This window comes from Campylobacter sp. CNRCH_2015_1657 (assembly GCF_025772685.1).
Lineage (GTDB): Bacteria > Campylobacterota > Campylobacteria > Campylobacterales > Campylobacteraceae > Campylobacter_D > Campylobacter_D lari_D.
In genome coordinates this window covers 31,096-48,626 of record NZ_JAKMSO010000006.1, presented here as the reverse complement: position 1 = coordinate 48,626, position 17,531 = coordinate 31,096, and the positions used below count along the sequence as shown (strand labels likewise).

17 protein-coding genes are annotated in these 17,531 nt (G+C 30.0%); 6 read left to right on the top strand and 11 right to left on the bottom strand.

Going from position 1 to position 17,531, the window contains the following annotated elements; translation table 11 throughout:
* Positions 1 to 2 precede the first annotated feature (2 nt).
* Entirely contained in the window at positions 3 to 740 is a 738-nt protein-coding gene (gene dsbI, locus L8X27_RS05455) for a protein-disulfide oxidoreductase DsbI (RefSeq protein ID WP_263671491.1), read from the top strand.
* Between the two features lie 21 nt (positions 741 to 761).
* Complete coding sequence (locus L8X27_RS05450) at positions 762 to 2,618, top strand: aryl-sulfate sulfotransferase (protein ID WP_263671466.1); 1,857 nt, start codon at positions 762 to 764, stop codon at positions 2,616 to 2,618.
* Positions 2,619 to 2,651: 33 nt separating this feature from the next.
* Here L8X27_RS05450 and L8X27_RS05445 read toward each other — a convergent pair whose 3' ends face one another.
* Together L8X27_RS05445 and L8X27_RS05440 are read right to left on the bottom strand one after the other, a co-directional pair.
* Positions 2,652 to 4,046, bottom strand: a complete 1,395-nt coding sequence (locus L8X27_RS05445) for an anaerobic C4-dicarboxylate transporter (protein WP_263660582.1) — start codon at positions 4,044 to 4,046, stop codon at positions 2,652 to 2,654.
* A 133-nt stretch (positions 4,047 to 4,179) separates the two neighbouring features.
* The gene (locus tag L8X27_RS05440; protein ID WP_263671467.1) at positions 4,180 to 5,448 is read right to left on the bottom strand and encodes a M20/M25/M40 family metallo-hydrolase; all 1,269 of its coding nucleotides are present in this window, start codon (positions 5,446 to 5,448) and stop codon (positions 4,180 to 4,182) included.
* Positions 5,449 to 5,501: 53 nt separating this feature from the next.
* Between L8X27_RS05440 and L8X27_RS05435 the strand changes: the two genes are divergently transcribed.
* Both L8X27_RS05435 and L8X27_RS05430 read left to right on the top strand, forming a co-directional pair.
* Complete coding sequence (locus tag L8X27_RS05435) at positions 5,502 to 6,026, top strand: thermonuclease family protein (protein WP_133319304.1); 525 nt, start codon at positions 5,502 to 5,504, stop codon at positions 6,024 to 6,026.
* Between the two features lie 8 nt (positions 6,027 to 6,034).
* The gene (locus tag L8X27_RS05430; protein ID WP_133319303.1) at positions 6,035 to 6,220 is read left to right on the top strand and encodes a hypothetical protein; all 186 of its coding nucleotides are present in this window, start codon (positions 6,035 to 6,037) and stop codon (positions 6,218 to 6,220) included.
* Here the strand turns inward: L8X27_RS05430 and L8X27_RS05425 are convergent.
* From L8X27_RS05425 to abc-f, 8 genes are all read right to left on the bottom strand, one after another.
* Entirely contained in the window at positions 6,200 to 6,763 is a 564-nt protein-coding gene (locus L8X27_RS05425; RefSeq protein WP_133319302.1) for a hypothetical protein, read from the bottom strand. The genes L8X27_RS05430 and L8X27_RS05425 overlap by 21 nt on opposite strands.
* A 2-nt stretch (positions 6,764 to 6,765) precedes the next feature.
* Complete coding sequence (gene cmoB, locus L8X27_RS05420) at positions 6,766 to 7,641, bottom strand: tRNA 5-methoxyuridine(34)/uridine 5-oxyacetic acid(34) synthase CmoB (protein WP_263671468.1); 876 nt, start codon at positions 7,639 to 7,641, stop codon at positions 6,766 to 6,768.
* A 38-nt stretch (positions 7,642 to 7,679) separates the two neighbouring features.
* Positions 7,680 to 8,429 (bottom strand): flagellin, encoded by a 750-nt coding sequence (locus tag L8X27_RS05415; RefSeq protein ID WP_263660586.1) that lies wholly within the window; start codon positions 8,427 to 8,429, stop codon positions 7,680 to 7,682.
* A gap of 20 nt (positions 8,430 to 8,449) precedes the next feature.
* Entirely contained in the window at positions 8,450 to 8,929 is a 480-nt protein-coding gene (locus tag L8X27_RS05410; protein ID WP_263671469.1) for a DUF4149 domain-containing protein, read from the bottom strand.
* A 30-nt stretch (positions 8,930 to 8,959) separates the two neighbouring features.
* Positions 8,960 to 9,760 (bottom strand): HemK/PrmC family methyltransferase, encoded by an 801-nt coding sequence (locus L8X27_RS05405; protein WP_263664770.1) that lies wholly within the window; start codon positions 9,758 to 9,760, stop codon positions 8,960 to 8,962.
* Positions 9,760 to 10,947, bottom strand: a complete 1,188-nt coding sequence (locus tag L8X27_RS05400; protein WP_263671470.1) for a M48 family metallopeptidase — start codon at positions 10,945 to 10,947, stop codon at positions 9,760 to 9,762. Before L8X27_RS05400 ends, L8X27_RS05405 begins: the two co-directional genes overlap by 1 nt.
* A 101-nt stretch (positions 10,948 to 11,048) precedes the next feature.
* Positions 11,049 to 12,803: an autotransporter outer membrane beta-barrel domain-containing protein gene (locus tag L8X27_RS05395; protein ID WP_263681127.1), complete on the bottom strand. Its 1,755-nt coding sequence runs from the start codon at positions 12,801 to 12,803 to the stop codon at positions 11,049 to 11,051.
* Positions 12,804 to 13,317: 514 nt separating this feature from the next.
* The gene (gene abc-f, locus L8X27_RS05390; RefSeq protein ID WP_263681125.1) at positions 13,318 to 15,255 is read right to left on the bottom strand and encodes a ribosomal protection-like ABC-F family protein; all 1,938 of its coding nucleotides are present in this window, start codon (positions 15,253 to 15,255) and stop codon (positions 13,318 to 13,320) included.
* A 70-nt stretch (positions 15,256 to 15,325) separates the two neighbouring features.
* Here abc-f and L8X27_RS05385 point away from each other — a divergent pair, with 70 nt between their 5' ends.
* Positions 15,326 to 16,456, top strand: a complete 1,131-nt coding sequence (locus L8X27_RS05385) for a metallophosphoesterase (protein WP_263681123.1) — start codon at positions 15,326 to 15,328, stop codon at positions 16,454 to 16,456.
* Positions 16,457 to 17,266, top strand: coding sequence for a phosphatidylserine decarboxylase (locus tag L8X27_RS05380; RefSeq protein ID WP_263660591.1), 810 nt, complete (start codon positions 16,457 to 16,459; stop codon positions 17,264 to 17,266).
* On the opposite strand, the gene L8X27_RS05375 is transcribed toward L8X27_RS05380, so the two are convergent.
* On the bottom strand, positions 17,241 to 17,531 hold the full coding sequence (locus L8X27_RS05375) for a FlhB-like flagellar biosynthesis protein (RefSeq protein WP_263681120.1): 291 nt from the start codon (positions 17,529 to 17,531) through the stop codon (positions 17,241 to 17,243). The two genes, L8X27_RS05380 and L8X27_RS05375, sit on opposite strands and share 26 nt — an antisense overlap.

The window sequence follows — 17,531 nt, the reverse complement described above, 5'->3', positions numbered from 1 at the left end:
TTATGAGTCCTTGTCCTATTAGTAAAATCACTACTTGGCAAAATACAAGAGTTCCTTGGTTGATAATGGTTATAGCTATGGTAGGCTTAACTTTTATAGCACACTTTTTGTTTCAAGAATACCTTTATATGGAGCCTTGTGAGCAGTGTGTTTATATAAGATTTGCTATGTTAACTATGGCTTTTGGTGGTATTTTAGCCTTGATAGATCCTAAAAATGATTATCTAAAAATTTTTGCTTATACTTTTGTATTTTGGGGTATATGGCTTGGTATAGAGTATTGTATTACTCTTAATCATATCCACGAGGTAGTACATTCAGAAAATCCTTTTGCTGGTGTTGATGGGTGTAGAGAAATTCCTATATATCCTTTTAATTTACCATTGCATGAATGGGCACCAGGATGGTTTTTACCAACAGGTGAGTGTGGTATGGATACACCTATAGTGCCTGAAGATGTTTATGGTAGTTTAAATGCTTTTCAGAAATTTTTTGTTGGAAATCCTCCAAATTTTGAAGATGGGTTGTATAGTAATGGTTGGTATTTGATTCCTAGTATGGAATTTATGAATATGGCAATTTGTTGTTTGTTGGCTTTTGTTGTTTGTTTGGTGATTTTAGGAAGCATGTTTGTTTCTTATACATTTTCACATTCTAAGGCTAAATTTTATGCTTTGATTGTTTTAATATTAGTAGTTTTGCTAAAAATTTTAGGTGAGCCAAGTGTGCAAATAGCTTAATAATATAAAAAAGGAGAAAAAATGAAGATTAGTAAAATTGTAAGTAGTATTTTGCTTGCTAGCAGTGTTGTTATGGTAGTGCCTAGTGTTTCTTTGGCTATGGGTGGACCTAGTGGTGCTAAAATTGATTGGGAAATTCAAGGCAAAATTGGCGCAGTAAAGATGAATCCTTATGGTTTATCTCCGCTTAGTGCTGTAATTATGGATGGTGGATACAAACTAAGTGATGTAAGCGTAACTATAGTTCCAAAGCCAAATGGACAGACTATATCTTATAAGGTTAGCCCTAATAAAATTAAAACTTATGGAGGAATTCCTGTTTTTGGACTTTATCCATCATATTTTAATACAGTAAAAGTAAGTTATACTAAAACTGCTTTTGGAAAGAGTGAAAAAGTAGTAGATGAGGTATATAAAATAGCAACTGGTGGAGTTAATATAGAGCCAAGTGGAAGTATTATGCAAAGAGGTGTGCCTTTTGAAAAAGTAGAAGTGATTAAAGTAGATAAAGGTTTTGAAGATAGGTTGTATTTGGTTAATAATGCTCCAGGGAAACAAAGTGGAAAAGGCTCTCAATCTGTTTGGAATAACCCAGCAGGTGGTGCAATGGAATGGGATGAGAATTCAAATGCATTTATCATTGATACAAAAGGTGAAATTCGTTGGTATTTTGACAATGATAAATTAATGGATTGGAATAATATTTACAACCGTGGTATTATGATGGGATTTAGGCAAAATACTGATGGAGCTTTAACTTGGGGTTTTGGACAAAGATATGTTAAATATGATTTAATGGGTAGAGAAATTTTTAATCGTCTTTTACCTTCTTCTTATATAGATTTTTCTCATTCTATGGATAATATGCAAAATGGAAATTATCTTTTAAGGGTGGCTTCTGCTAATGTTAAGCGTCCTGATGGTAAAAATGTGCGTTCAGTACGCGATGTGATAGTAGAAGTTGATAAAAATGGTAATGTAGTAGATGAGTGGAGATTGTTTGAAATTTTAGATCCATATAGAGCAAATGTAATCAAAGCATTAGATCAAGGTGCTGTTTGTTTAAATATTGATGCGAGTAAAGCAGGGGTTACTTTAAGTGATGAGGATTTAGCTAAAATGGATGCAAGTGATTCTTTTGGCGATATAGCAGGCACTGGGGTAGGGCGTAACTGGGCTCATGTAAATAGCGTAGATTATGATCCAAGTGATGATAGTATTATTATTTCAAGTCGTCATCAAAGTGCTATTATAAAAATAGGACGCGATAAAAAAGTAAAATGGATATTAGGAGCACACAAAGGATGGGGAGAAAAATATAAAAAAACACTTTTGCAACCTGTTGATAAAAATGGCAAAAAGATAGTTTGTGAAGATGAGTATAGCAAATGTCCAGGATATGAAAACGAAGAAGGTGGTTTTGATTTTACATGGACACAGCATACTGCTTTTAGAATAGATGAAAAATCTGACAAAAGATATATTTATATCACAGCTTTTGATAATGGCGATGCAAGAGGTATAGAGCAACCTGCTTTTGCTTCAATGAAATACTCAAGAGCAGTTGTGTATAAAATAGATCAAAAAAATAAAACCGTAGAACAAATTTGGGAGTATGGAAAGCAAAGAGGCAATGAATGGTTTTCACCTGTCACTTCTTTAGCAGAATACCATAAAGATAAAAATTCCATCATGGTTTATAGTGCTACTGCTGGAATGTCATTTGACTTAAGTAAGGGTGCTGCTGTAGGTGAGCCAAAACCTGAAATAGATGAATTTAAATGGGGAGCTAAAGAACCTTCAGTACAAATTCGCTTTAGCGGAGCAAGTACTGGTTATCAAGCTATGCCTATTGATTTAGAAAAAGCATTTAAATAAGAAAAAAGGGCTTTTTTAAAGCCCTTTTAATTTTTATAAATATCCTGCACCTAAAGCTAAAAAATAACCTACTATACAAGAAACAATCACACCAATTAATCCTGGTAAGATAAAGCTATGATTGATAACAAATTTACCTATTTTTGTAGTACCTGATCTATCAAATTGTATAGTTGCAAGATCGCTTGGATAAGTTGGTAAAATGTAGTATCCATAGCAAGCTGCTGCAAAAGCAATGATAATACCTGGTTCAACACCAATTCCTAGTGCAAGTGGCACAAAAGCTGCAATTGCTGCTGCTTGAGAATTAACAAATTTAGAAATAAGTAAAAGCATAATAGCATAAGTCCAAGGATGTTCTATAACGATATTACCTAAAGATTCTTTCATCATAGGAGTATGCACTGCAAACATTGTATCTGCCATCCAAGAAATTCCAAAAACAGCTACTAAGGCTATCATACCGGATTTAAAAATTTCATTTTTTGCAATTTTGCTTGCATCAAGTTTGGTAAAAATGATTAGCGCTGCACCTGCTAAAAGCATAAACATTTGAATAGTTGCTACCATATTCATAGGTTTGGTAACGCCTTTTGAGGTAAATTGTGGTCTAAGCTCTGGAAAAGCTCCAAGTATAGCTACTATAGCAATAGCACCTAGGAAAATCCACATAGCTACCCATTGGATAGTTGGAAGTTTTTGTCCAAGAAGAGTTTTACTATCGCCATAGATATATTCTCTTTGTTCTGGATTTTTAATCTTAGCTTGAAAATCCTCATCTTTATTAAGATCTTTTCCTCTAAACCAAGAAAAAATTCCTATAGCCAAAACACCTACTAAGGTAGAAGGTATAGTAATAGCAAGTAAATCTACATAGCCATCAAATCCTGCTAAAGGATGTTTATTAATTTCTGGATTTAAAAGTAGAGCTGTTAAGCTTACAACTGCAACTGAAACAGGACTTGCGATAATACCAAGTTGTGAAGAAATACTAGAAGCAGCCATTGGTCTTTCTGGGCGAATACCATTTTTAATAGCAATGTCATAAATAATAGGCATCATAGTATAGACAACATGCCCAGTTCCACAAAGCATGGTAAGAATGCAAGTTACAAATGGCGCTAAAATAGTTAAGAATTTAGGATTTTTTCTTAGAACTTTTTCTGCAATTTGCAACATTACATCCAAACCACCACTAGCTTGCAAAGTTGCACTAGCAACAACAACAGCTAAAATGGTAAGCATAACATCAATAGAAGGTTTTCCAGGTGCTACAGCAAAACCAAAACTTAAAACTAATAAACCTATACCGCCTAATAAGCCTAGAGCGATACCGCCTTTTTTTGCCCCATAAAAAAGACAAATAAGAACAACAATTAGTTGAATACTAAATTGAACACCTTCGCTAAGGCTAGTTAGTATTTCCATACTCTCTCCTTATTTTTGAAATATGTGAGAGTATAATCCAAGTTTTATTAATAGTAAATAAAATTTTTTATTATTTAAATAAATATTTACCAATATTTTGAATTTATTTATCAAAATATTAGTTATTTTATATTTATTGATAATATTTTAAGATTACATAAAGAATTTTACTGATTTTTTCAATAGAAGCTATTTCACATTTTTCATCTGTTGAATGAGGGTTATGGATATTTGGTCCTATTGAGCAACATTCTAAAGGTTGTTTTTCACTTATAATGCCACATTCTAAACCAGCATGTATAGTGTAAAGCTTGGCGTTTGGGTTTTCTTTTTTAAAATAACTTAGAATTTCTTCTCCAAATTTAGTATCTTTATTAGCCCACGGTGGATAAAAATTTGCACTTGAAACTTCGCAGTTTTGCATCTTAAAATAAGTTAAGGTTTCAAATTCTATGTTTTTAAGTTCTTGTAAATCATTAGATCTTGCAAAAAGCTCAAAATGAAATTTGCTATCTTTTTCATAAGCTAGTGAAAGATTGATACTTGTTTGAACTAAATTTAATTGATGATTGAAAGTTCTAACTCCTTGTGCAAAAGCATTAATGAGATTTAAAATAACTTGAGAATTTTTATAATATGTTCTTTTGATTTTACCTATATAATTTACTTTAAAATGATCATTTTCTTTTGGAGGATTTTTAAAAAATGCTATAACTTTAGCATGTTTTGGTATAGAATTTATTCTTTCACCTGCTTTAAATTCGCAAAGTTCTCCTTGATTTTGAGTGATAAAATAGCTCACTTCTTTAATAGAAGATTTAATATTTTTAACAATATCAATTCCCGAGTGCCCACCTTTAAAATCAATTGCTTCTATCTCATAACAATCTTCTTCTTTTTCATCTATTTCTAAGTTTAAACTAGCAAAAATATCTACCCCACCAGCACAACCTATAACAACTTCATCATCGCTTTCGTGGTCTAAATTTAAAAGCTTGCTTGAGATCAAAGTATGGGTGAGATTGTTTGCTCCACAAAGTCCAACTTCTTCATCATTAGTAAAAAGACATTCTATATTTTCAAAATCTTTTAAAGCTTGCATCATTAGTGATACTCCTATGCCATTATCTGCACCTAAGCTTGAATTTTTAGCCTTTAAATATCCGTTTTCTTCATATATTTGTATACTTGGAGCTTCTCCCATGCAAACCATATCATAATGACTTTGTAAACAAATTTTAGGATTTCCTTTGTGTGCGTGGATATTACCTGCTTCATCAACGCTTACTTGGCAATTTTGACTTTTAGCAAAATCAATGAGAAAATTTTTCAATTCTTCGGTTTTGAAACTACAATGAGGTATTTGAGCAATTTGTTTAAAATTTTGTATAATTTCTTGCATAAATTCTCCTTTTTATTGTAATTATGGCATATTTTTATATAGATGAGGTTTAAATGAAATTTTCTAGGAAACAAATTAAATTATTTATAAACTTATTAAAAGATCCGAAGAAATTTTTAATCGCACTTTTTTTAGTTGCTTTTGCTTATGTTTTAAACTATGATAGTGGTTCATATATCAATGCTAAAGTAAGTCGTGTAGTAGATGGAGATACTATTGAGGCTAAATTCGAAAATGAAAAGCTTAAAATCAGACTTTTTGGTATAGATGCGCCTGAGAGTGATCAAGCTTATGGAAAGATGGCTACGCAATTTCTAAAAGCTATTGTATTAAATAAAGAAGTAGTTTTAAATGTAAAAGATGAGGATAAATATGGTAGAATTTTAGCCATTGTATATTTAAATGATAAAGATATTAATCAAGTTATGGTTAAAAATGGTTTTGCTTGGGCGTATGAGCATTATAGTGATTTATATATAAATGAGCAAAATTATGCCAAGATAAATAAAAAAGGATTATGGGAAAGTGAAAATCCTATAGAGCCTTATAAATGGCGTAAGCAAATAAGATTAAAATAGGATATAAGATGTTTAAAAAAATATTATTGTTTGGATTTTTAGTATTATTTTTTAGTGGTTGTTTTGTCAATGAAAGAGGGATCTCAAATCGATTTTACGATGATTGTAAGGAATATTATGATGCAAGTGGGACTTATCATAAAGAATGTCCAAAGAATTGGGTGGATTTACCTTTAACCCCCGATTCCTTTTAAGACTGCATTAAGTTCTTCTTGCATTGATTCTTGTTTAGTTGTTTCTTGCTGATTTTGATTATTATTTGTAGCGGCTTGATTTTGTTTAAGTTTAAATATATGATCATCTGTAGTAATAACTTGAAAAGATGCGTCAAAAATTTTAATCTCATTTACAAAACCAGCTACTTTAACCTCTCTTTTTCTTGAGTCATCGCTAAATAAAGCACTCGCTTCAAGATTTAAAATATCTCCCACTTTTAAAGGAGCATAAAAAAAGCTTCTTGAGCCTATTAAGACGCTAAATTCTTTATTAATTGCAGCTTGCGCTATGTAATTTGCTGCATTAAATACAAAGCCACTATGCACTAATCCTAGTTCATCTACTGCCATATCATGGGTTGTGATTAAAATACCTTTGGCGAAATTTTTTTCTATATGAGAAATACTTCCTGCTAAAGTATTGTTTATCCCTGGACAAGTGATAAGTTCTGATTTGATACGATTTAACTCTTCTGGATCTATTAATTCTTCTATGGTAACAGCACTTACTGTTCTTGCCATTTTTACACCTTTAATTTAACATAAACTCTTTTTGGTGCTTCATAGCCTTCGCAAGTTAAATTTGAATCATTTTTATCTAAAAATTGATCTAAAGAATAAGAATCAATCCATTGTGTTTTTCTTTGTTCTAAAAGATCGGTTTGTTTAGTTGTTATAACTTCAAATTCACTAAATCCAGCTCTATAACACCAATTTCTTAAACCTAATATCGACGGAATGAAAAAAATATTTGGTATTTTTGAGTAAGTTTTTTGAGGAATAAGTGCTATTTCTCTTTCATCTTCTATATACATAGTGTCTAAAAAGACTATGCCGTCTTTATTTAAAGATTGTTTGAGTTGTTTTAGCATGGCTATAGGATCACTACGATGATAAATCACTCCAAGACAAAAAATCACATCAAATTTTATGCCATAATTTGGTACATCAGCTACGCCTAAAAGCTCATATTGTATAGGAGTTTTTGCAATGGAGTTTAAAAGTAAAAATTGCAAATAATACTTAATAGAAGGATCAAAACCAATGAGCTTTGAAGGATTAAATTCAAGCATTTTAAACATATAATAACCATTGTTGCAGCCAATATCTGCTACTATTTTGCCTTTTATTTCTTGCATATAAGGCTTTAAAATATTAAATTTGATAAAACTTTGCCATTCTGTATCTATAAATAAATCATTAATTTTAAAAGGTCCTTTACGCCAAGGTTTTAATTCTAAAGTGATATTCTTAATCTCATCATCTAAACTTTTATCACAAAAAATATCAAAACTTTCATTTATAAGGTAATTTGAATTTTGATTTTTTTCACTAAGTTTTTGAATTTTTTCATATAAAGGATGTTTTAAAACTTGCTTAAATAAAGCATTATTTTGCATATTTTTCCTTGAAAAACTCCCTTATTTGGGAGTTTTTATTATTGAAGTAGGCTTGCTAGTTTAGTTTGTAACATTACATTTGAATGAGCATTTGCAAATAAAAATGCATTTTCTTTTAGGTAATTTGCATTAAAATCATTGATATTTTGAGCTAAGTCATTATTTTGTAATTTGCTTTCAGCTTCTTTAGTGTTAATACTAGTTTGCAAAGATGAGTTGATATTAGAATGGATAGCGTTAATTCCAGCACCAATATCTGCGCGTAAAGAACCTACTTGATCTTGAAAATCACGAATTCCGTCTTGATTTTCAAGGCTTAAATTTGCTGTGCTTGGTTGATTTAAATTAATACTTTCAACCCCAGTACCAACAACAAAATCCATACTCTGAAATACATTTTTTCCATTAAAAGTCGCATTAGAAAAAGCATCATTGATTGAAGTTACAAGTTTGCTTGCTTCAGAATTTAGCATACTTTTTTGTCTGTCATTTAAAGCAGCATTGTTTGAGCGCACTGAAAGTTCATTAAGTTTATCTGCAGTAGCTGAAATGTTATTTAAAGTTGAATCAGCAATTTGTAAAACTCCTATGGAATCATAGGCATTTAAAATACCTTGATCTATAGTGCTATATTGACTTCTTAAAGAATCAGCTATGGCTAAATTTGCTCCATCGCTCCCATCTATAGCACGGATTGCAGCTATGTTTTCTAAAGCTTTTTCTTGGCTTTTTTGAGCTTGATTTAAGTAGTGATTTTGTTGAGTTGTTCCTATATCGCCTATTTTCATCTTTGACTCCTTTTAAAGACTTATTTTATTATATCATTTTTTGTTTTAAAATTTAAGAAAAACAAAATTACTTGTGATAACATGATAATTTTCATCACAACTTCACTTGCACCATGAATTTTTATAAATTCTTGAGTTTTAGTTGCTTCTTCTCCTAAACTTTGTGCTTCTAAAACATAAGCAGTGAAGTAAAATACAAAAAGCAAACTTAGTGCCAAAATGATCAAAGAAAGCATAAATTTTGAAAAATTTATTTTAAAAGTTAAATTTTTGTCTTTAAATGAAAAAATTTCTATTAAAATAGACAAAACACTCACACCTAACAAAACATAGCCAAATTGCACAAAAATGTGTGTCATTAAAAGCCCACTTTGAAAATGAGTTAAAACCCCTTCACCTATGAATTTAGCAGGATAAAATATAGTCGGAGCTAAAAACACACCTATGCTAATTTCAATCCCAATTAAGCTTGCTAGTAAAAATAAATATATTGATTTCATATTTTCTCCTATAATAAAGATAATTATAGTCTAATTTTTTAAATTCCATGCAACAAAGGCTCTATCAAATCCATTATAATCTTGATAAAAAGTAGCCTTGAAATCATTTTCTTTTAAAATTTTATTTAAAATTGTTTTTTGATCATAGCCAAACTCACATGCTAAGACTTTTGTGTTGTGATTTTTGGCAAAAAGAATAATTTCATGTAAAATTTCCCAACCTTTATCTCCACCAAACAAAGCATTGTGTGGTTCGTTTTGAACCCATTTATCTAAAGGATAGTCATTTTTTATGTAAGGAGGATTAGAAAAAATAAAGTCAAAATTTCCTTGTATATTTTTAAAATCACAAAGTTGAAAATTGATTAAATTTGAAACATTATGAAAATCTGCATTTTTTTTAGCAAGCTCTAATGCTTTTGGATTGATATCACAAGCTTGTATAAAAATTTGTTTTAACTTTGCTAAGCAAATACTTAAAATTCCACTTCCAAAGCCAATTTCAAGTATATTTTTAAAAGAGTTATGATCTAAAATTTCTAAACATCTTTCAAGTAATATTTCACTATCAAAACGCGGTATCAAAACCCCTTTTTTAGTAAAAAAATCAAAACCATAAAATTGTGTTTTTTGAAATAAATACTCAAAAGGCTCACCATTTAAAAATCTATCTACATATTCTAAAAAAACTTTTTCATCAATTTGAAATTCAGGATTTAAAAAAATCCAAGCCTTATCTTTTTGCAAAAGCTCACAAAGAATAAAAAGTATATATTCTTTGTGAGTAGGATCTTTTGCGTAAGCTTGCTTTAAAGCTTGTTTGATTGAAATCATTGCAAAGCTTTGATTCTATCATAAATGCAAGGATGACTTAGATGAAAGAAAGTATAAATTTTACTTGTTTTAACAAAGGCTTTGTTTTCTTTTGCTAAAGCTATGAGAGCATTTTTTATATCTTCTTTAGAGCTTAGTTTTGCTCCGTGTAAGTCAGCATTAAATTCATTTTTTTGACTCATTTTATTAAGCAGTGGAGAAATAATAAAAGTAAAAATATTTCCAAAAATCAATAAAAGTGCAAAAACTCCAGCATTCACTCCATCTAAATGACTTTCAATATAAAAAAAGTTTGGTAAATGTGCAAAGATGAAAAATAAAGCAAAAAGCATCAAAGCACTAGCAAATAACATTTTTAGCAAATCTTTATGCACAAAATGTCCTAGCTCATGACCCAAAACAGCAATGAGTTCTTTTTCTTTTAAAGCATTTAAAAGTGTATCAAAAAGTACTACTCTTTTGCTTTTAAATAAGCCACCAAAATAAGCATTTAATCTTTTATCTCTTTTGCTTGCATCGATAACATAAACACCATTTGCACTAAAGCCACATTTTTGCATTAAATTAGTGATTTTTTCTAATAAATTTTCATCTTCAAGTTTTTTCATTTTGTTAAACATAGGTGCAATAAGTGTAGGGTAGATGAGATTTATAATAAGTATAATTATAAAGCTTAGAGCAAAAGCCACTACCCACCAGTATGTGTTAAAAAATTCAAAGCAAAATACTAAGGCATAGATGATTAAAAAGCCAAAAACAAGCATTAGAGCTAAAGATTTAATGCTGTCTTTAACAAAAAGTGCTAAAGTCATATTTGAAAAGCCGTGTTTTTTATCTTTTATAAAGCTTTCATAATAGCTAAGTGGTAAATTTAAAATACTAATAATCAATAAAAATACAAGCAAAAATAAAGTATTTTCTAAGGTAGAATTTTCTTTTATAAAAATTTCTTTTAAATACAAAAAGCCAAAGCTAATCCAAGAAATGTTAACCATCAGATTATAAAGATTAGAAAAGATTTTGTATTTTTCGTTTTCTATGGCGATATTTGCAGCATTTTTATAATCTTGTTCATTTAAAATAATTGCTTGTTTTTCTCTTTCTTTTTTTAAAAAAGAAATTTGCACATAAGATATAAAAACCAAAAAAGCTGTGTAAATACATAAAATAGTTATCAAAGTCATAGTTTTTCCATGTAATTTTTTTGTGAAAGTATGCAATAAGAAAGTAAATAGGCATAGGTAAATTACCTATGCTGTATAAGAAGAATTCTTGTTTATGTCAATTAGAATGAGTATTTAACGCCAATATTACCAGTTAGGTAAGTTTCATCAGTGTTATCATCTTTATTGCCTAAGATTTGTTTAGCGCCTACACTTAGATCAATAGAAAATCTATCTGTAACGCTAATATTGCTTCCGATAAGGATTTTACCGAAAGTTTTATCTTTTTCAGCACCAGCTACATTGTAGCTAAAATCACTTCCTGTAAAACGACCTTTAAAATCATCCCCACTCATAGCAAAAAATTGTTCGATTTTTGGAGTTACATAGAAATAGCTACCACCATCAAAGAATTTTCTAAATTCTGCTCCAATTTCAGCACTCGCTGCAAAACTATCCATTGAGTAAACTTTTTGAGCCCAAAGACCATTTTCTGTATAATCTGGAGTTTTTCCATAGTAAACATTTAATCCAATCAATGGTTTAATATCAAATTTATCACCCATATTAAATACATATCCATATGCACCACTTGCACCTAAGAAAGTTTGAGTGTAGTCAGATTTATTGCTGGTTCCATTTAAAAATCTTTCTTGATCTGTATAGCTAAATTGTGCATATGTTTTGATGTCAAATTCATGTTGCCCATTTGTTATTCTTGAATACGCACCAAATTGTAAATTGTCTGCATCTTGACTGATAGAATTGTAGTTTAATTTAGAGTCAGCATAAGTTAAATATGCTCCAAATAATACTGAATCACTAAATTGTCTATCTATACCTAGTGTAATACCATATACAGAGTCGCTTTCGCTACCTATCATATTTGCTCCACCAAATGCATTAGACCAAACACTGTTTTCGCCTTGATTTCTATCTTGCATCATTCTAGTTGAAATAGCCATTTCATTAGCTAGGTTGATAACTTGGATAGCACCTTGGCGATTAGAGTTATTTGCACTTTCTCTAGCTGAGTTTACTACATTTTTAGCCTGTTGTGCATTTCCTACCATAGCATCGGTTAAAGCACTACCTGCTGCTTGTTGTCTGTTTGATGTTAAGATTGAACCTAATACAGCATCAATTTGACTATTAAATGCAGGTGATTTATCATCTACATTGATTGCATTCATTTTGCCTGTTAAATCTTTAATTATTTGTTGGTAGTCTGCTTTAGTGAAATCTTGTTTTGCGTCCGCCTTTGGTTGAACACCAGGTGCTTCATTCATCAATCTTGTATATTCGGCAATCATTGATTCTAAAGCTAATTTTTGAGCATCTTTTAAAGACTTAGCAAGACCTTTTTTAATACTCTCATTCCAAGCTTTTGTATCAACATTAGCACTGATATATAGAGAATTTCCTACTACTTTTATTTCATGATCTACATCTTTTATATTTACCTTTATTGAGTCAAAACTTTCGTTATATTTTTTAGCTTCTTCTGCACTTAGTCCAAGAGCATCTGCTGTTGATATAGCTGTATAAACACCTGCTGTATTTGAAGTTGTAATGTTTTTATTAAAACCACCATCAGCACTTAGCAAAAAGATACCGTTTTCACTTACTGGAGCATTGGTAGCGCTAAATGTTGAGTTTGTTATATTTGCTTTTCCAGTTATATGAAAGCTATGGTTACCATAAAAGTCAAGATTTGCATTTGTTGCAGCAAAATTACCTTTTACTAGTAAAGAACCATTTGCACTTTGACTTCCTAAGGTACCATTGCTAATGAAAAGATCAGCACCATTAAGTAGAGCTAGATTTCCTTCTATAACCCCAGTATTGCCTACATTTAATGAAGTATCTTGACCCAAAGCATTATTTTTGCCATCAAAAATTATTTCTTTTGCTTTTATATTAAAAGAATAAAATTTATCTTTTTCTCCATCAAAATAATGACCGATTTCCGCATCTTGGCCATTGGCACCAACATTAAATGTGCTTTTAGCTGCATCTATATTTAGGTGATTGATAAATTTGTTTGTTTTGCCATCAAAACTAGATCCAATGACAGAAGAGATATTGTAGATAGAACCTGTATCTTTATCTACTATGAAAGAGTAATTTCCGTTTTTATTTTCATCTTTTAGGTTAGAATCTGTAAACGATATCCCCCCCCCCTATAACAGCATGAGCTGAACTAGCTACCATAGTAGCAACGCAAGCGGAAAGAAAAATTTTTCTATTCAACTTTTTCATTGTTTTTGAAACTCCTTAATAAATTTTTATGATGAAAAAACATTATAACAACAATAACAAAAAAAGTCAATTAAAAACAAATAAAATTTACGATTGTTAATATAGAATAAATAAAATAATAAAAAATTATTATAAATTATCCTCACTTTTTTCTAAAATCTCAAAATAAGCTTCTTCTAAAATACTAAGTTCACTTTCTAAGGAATTTAGCTTTTCATAAAGGGTGTTTATACCTAGCTCTTGATAGATTGTAGGATTACTTAGAGCATTTTTTATTTCTTTTATTTCTTCTTCTAATTTATGAATTTTATCAGGATATGAGTTTAAAATTTCATTTTCTTTATAGCTTAGTTTTTTACTCGATTTTTCTTTTATTTTTACACTTGTGGTGGTGTTTGTTTCTAAGCTTTTAGAAAATTCTTCAAAATCTTTGTATTCTTTTTCATTTTCTAAATATTCACTATAAGAAAGAACTTCTATATTAATATTTGCATTATCTTCAAAAGCATAAAGTTTAGTTGCTATTTTATCAACAAAATATCTATCATGTGAGACAAGCAAAATCGCGCCTTCAAAAGAAAGTAAGTATTCTTCTAAGATATTAATCGTAGCTATGTCTAAATCATTTGTTGGTTCATCTAAGATTAATACATCATATTCTTTGGTAAAAAGCAAGGCTAAAGCAACTCTGTTTTTCTCACCCCCACTTAGCACACTCACGCTTTGCTCTAAAAATTCTTTTGGAAATAAAAATTGTTTTAAATACCCATAAACATGCATATTTTTACCACGCACTTGAATGTGATCGCCGCCATTTGGGCAAAAAATTTCTAAAAGTTTTTTATCAGTGTTTAATAAACTTCTGCTTTGATCAAAATAGCCTATTTTAACTTCACCTCTTTTAATCTCTCCGCTATCAAGCGGAATTTGATCAAGTAAAATCTTTAAGAAAGTAGATTTCCCACAGCCATTTTTACCTACTATGGCTATGCGTTCACCTTGTAAAATTCGTGCATTAAAGTCTTTAAAAAGTGTCTTGTTGGTAATAGACTTTGAGATATTTTTAAGTTCAAAAAGCATTTTTTTGCGGTTTTGGCTTTGAGTTTGGTTAAAATTTTTACTTGCTCTTTTGATTTCAAGTTGTAAGCGTTTGATAGCTCCTGGGTTTTTCTTAGCTTCTTCACGCATTTTAAAAATGCGTTCTTTGCGTCCTTCGTTGCGTTTAAGCCTAGCTTTGACTCCTCTTCTTAGCCATTCTTCCTCACTTTTTAGTTGCTTAAGCAAGGTTTCATGGTTTTTAGCTAAGGAAGCTAAAATAGCTGCTTTTTTTTCTAGATATTGCGTATATCCACCCTCAAAAATGCTTAATTTTCCCGCTTCTATTTCTACGCATTTTTGCGCTATAGCATCGATAAAATACCTATCATGAGAGATGAAAATAACACACATTTTAGAGGCTTTTAATCTTTCTTCTAAAAAGTTACTCATATATACATCTAGATGATTAGTTGGTTCATCAAGCAATAATATATCAGGATTTTTTAGCAAAAGTGTGCAAAGCCCTACGCGTCTTATTTCGCCCCCACTTAAAGAGCAAAGTGTTCTGTCTTTGTATTCTAATAGTTTAAATTCTTCTAATATTCTTTGTATTTTTTGGTCTAAATTCCATGCGTCTTTTGAATCTATAAATAAACTTAATTCATCTACTTTTTTTAAATATTCTTTATTTTCAGGATCAAAAGCTAGTTTTTCATTATAGCTTTCAAATTCTTTCAAGGCTTGGTAAATTTCTTCAAGTTCTTTTTTGATGGCTTCGCTTACGCTTAAGGTGCTTTCAAAGCTTACTTGTTGGTTTAACATACCTATACTAGCGTTATTTTGTTTAATTACTCTACCGCTATCTAGTTTTAAAGTTCCCATAAGGGCTTTTAAAAAGCTTGATTTTCCTTCGCCATTTTTGCCTATAATGGCGATTTTTTCTCCTAAATTTGCACTAAAATTTGCATTTTCTAAAACTATTTTTGTATTAAATTTCTTATTTGCATCGATTAAATCTATTAAAGCCAAATTTCTTTCCCAAATGTTTTTTACGATTTTACTTTAAAAAGTATTAATTTTGCTTAAATAAAATTACGCCATGAGAGCATTTGTTTTTTTTACTTTATTAGTTTTATTTTTTGCTTTGGCAAATTGGTATATTTATAAAAGATTTTTAAGTAGGGTTGATTTTTTAAAACCTTATAAAAAGTTTGTATTAGCTTTTGTTTTAATAGTTTTTGCATGTGAATTAATCTTTTTTATAAATATGCGCGGGGACTTTTTACATGAAAAGTTTTATTATATTTTAGCTATTTTTCCTACTGTTACTTGCTTTTTCTTGCTTTTTGGAGTGATTTTTGAATTTGGCTCTTGGATTTTTTTTAATGAAAATAAAAAAGAGCAAATTTTCAGTGTCCAAAGAAGAAAGTTTTTAAAATTAATTTTTGATTCTTGGCTTATTATACTTAGCGTTAGTATGGTATTTAAAGGTTTTGTAAATGCTATTAGCACACCTAAGGTTAATGAGGTAGATATTAAAGTTAAAAATTTAAAAGAAGATTTAAATATAGTTTTACTTTCTGATGTGCATTTGGGAAAAAATTTAGGAGAAGATTTTTTAAAAACTTTAATCGATGAAGTTAATATTTTAAATGCTGATATGGTCATTATAGCTGGGGATTTAATCGATGCAGATATTGCTAGTATGCCTTATATTAATTTATTAGAAAATTTTAAATCAAAATATGGTACTTATTTTGTTTATGGAAATCATGAGTATTATAATGATATAAATGCAATAAGCAAAAAGCTTAAAACTCTTAAAAATTTCAAAGTTTTGGAAGATGAAAGTATTGATTTTGGGGATTTTACTTTAAGTGGGACTTTGGATTTGGCTGCCAAGCGTTTGGGTTTTAAAGAAAGCAATATAGAAAAAATCAAAACTCAAATCAATCAAGAAAAGGTTAATATTTTAATCACTCATCAACCAAAGTATGTAAAAACTTATGATATAAGTGGGTTTGATTTGATTTTATCAGGACATACTCATGCAGGACAAATTTTCCCTTTTTCTTTGCTAGTATATTTAGAACAAGGTTTTGTGTATGGGCTTTATAAATTAAGCAAAGATAGTTTGCTTTATGTAAGTAGTGGAGCTGGATTTTGGGGGCCTGCTGTGAGATTTTTAGCCCCTAGTGAGATAGCTTTGATTAGATTAAAAGGAGAATGAGTGGGATTTAGCAATAGTGCTTCAAAAATGTTTGGAATCATAGCAAAATATAAATTTCCAAAAATCATACAAAAAAATATTAATAAAGCTTATGTAAATGCTTTTAATATCAATATGAGTGAATTTAAACCTTTAGAAGAATATGAGAGTTTAAATGCTTTATTTACAAGAACTTTATTAAATGAGCGAGAATTGGAAGATGGCTTTATAAGTCCAAGTGATGGTAAAATTTTAGAACTTGGAAGTAGCTTTCAAAATGATTTAAAAGAAAATTTAGCCTTTAGCATTAAAGGTTCAAGTTATAGTATAGAAGAGCTTTTAAAAAACTCAGCTAGTAAAGAAGAATTGGAAAATGGCATAGATTATGCAAATATTTATTTGTCTCCAAAAGATTATCATCATTATCATGCACCTTGTAATATGCAAATTTTAAGTGCTACTTATATGAGCGGGGCCTTATTTAGTGTGAGTGAGGCAAAGTTAGCTAAAATTATAAACCTTTATACTAAAAATGAAAGAGTAGTTTTAAAGTGCTTAGTGGAAGGAAAATTTATACTTTGGATGGTATTTGTGGGTGCGCTAAATGTCGGTAAAATGCACTTTAGCTTTGATACTAGCATACAAACTAATGCAGCAAATTTTGATTTTACTCATACCTATGAAGATCTTTTTGTAAAAAAAGGCCAAAGACTTGGAAATTTTGAGCTAGGTTCAACTATAGTTTTAATCGCTCAAAAAGGGTTTTTAAAATTTAGTAAAAATGCTTATGAGCAAGTTGAATTTTCTAAGAAGATTGCGGACTTTGCTTAGTCTCATCTTCATTAGCAACTTTATATAAAAAGGCAAAAATTTCAGCCACTGCTTTATACATATTAGGTGGGATTTCATCGCCTAGATCAAGTTTGCTAAGCACTTCTACTAAGTCTTTGTCTTCTTTTATGGGTATGCCATTTTCTTTGGCTAAAGAGATGATTTTAGCAGCGTTTTCACCTTTGGTATTAGCTAGGATTTTTGGTGCATTTTGTTCTTCTTTGTTATAGCCTAGCGCAACGGCTTTTTTTGTTTTTTTAGCCAT

What these genes read in the sequence shown, in the direction of transcription:
- L8X27_RS05435 (WP_133319304.1), top strand. Translation starts at nt 5,502, where the DNA reads ATGAAATTTTCTAGGAAACAAATTAAATTATTTATAAACTTATTAAAA.
- L8X27_RS05410 (WP_263671469.1), bottom strand. Translation starts at nt 8,929, where the DNA reads ATGAAATCAATATATTTATTTTTACTAGCAAGCTTAATTGGGATTGAA.
- L8X27_RS05430 (WP_133319303.1), top strand. Translation starts at nt 6,035, where the DNA reads ATGTTTAAAAAAATATTATTGTTTGGATTTTTAGTATTATTTTTTAGT.
- dsbI (WP_263671491.1), top strand. Translation starts at nt 3, where the DNA reads ATGAGTCCTTGTCCTATTAGTAAAATCACTACTTGGCAAAATACAAGA.
- L8X27_RS05425 (WP_133319302.1), bottom strand. Translation starts at nt 6,763, where the DNA reads ATGGCAAGAACAGTAAGTGCTGTTACCATAGAAGAATTAATAGATCCA.
- L8X27_RS05445 (WP_263660582.1), bottom strand. Translation starts at nt 4,046, where the DNA reads ATGGAAATACTAACTAGCCTTAGCGAAGGTGTTCAATTTAGTATTCAA.
- L8X27_RS05385 (WP_263681123.1), top strand. Translation starts at nt 15,326, where the DNA reads ATGAGAGCATTTGTTTTTTTTACTTTATTAGTTTTATTTTTTGCTTTG.
- L8X27_RS05375 (WP_263681120.1), bottom strand. Translation starts at nt 17,531, where the DNA reads ATGGCTAAAAAAACAAAAAAAGCCGTTGCGCTAGGCTATAACAAAGAA.
- L8X27_RS05400 (WP_263671470.1), bottom strand. Translation starts at nt 10,947, where the DNA reads ATGACTTTGATAACTATTTTATGTATTTACACAGCTTTTTTGGTTTTT.
- L8X27_RS05440 (WP_263671467.1), bottom strand. Translation starts at nt 5,448, where the DNA reads ATGCAAGAAATTATACAAAATTTTAAACAAATTGCTCAAATACCTCAT.
- L8X27_RS05415 (WP_263660586.1), bottom strand. Translation starts at nt 8,429, where the DNA reads ATGAAAATAGGCGATATAGGAACAACTCAACAAAATCACTACTTAAAT.
- cmoB (WP_263671468.1), bottom strand. Translation starts at nt 7,641, where the DNA reads ATGCAAAATAATGCTTTATTTAAGCAAGTTTTAAAACATCCTTTATAT.
- L8X27_RS05450 (WP_263671466.1), top strand. Translation starts at nt 762, where the DNA reads ATGAAGATTAGTAAAATTGTAAGTAGTATTTTGCTTGCTAGCAGTGTT.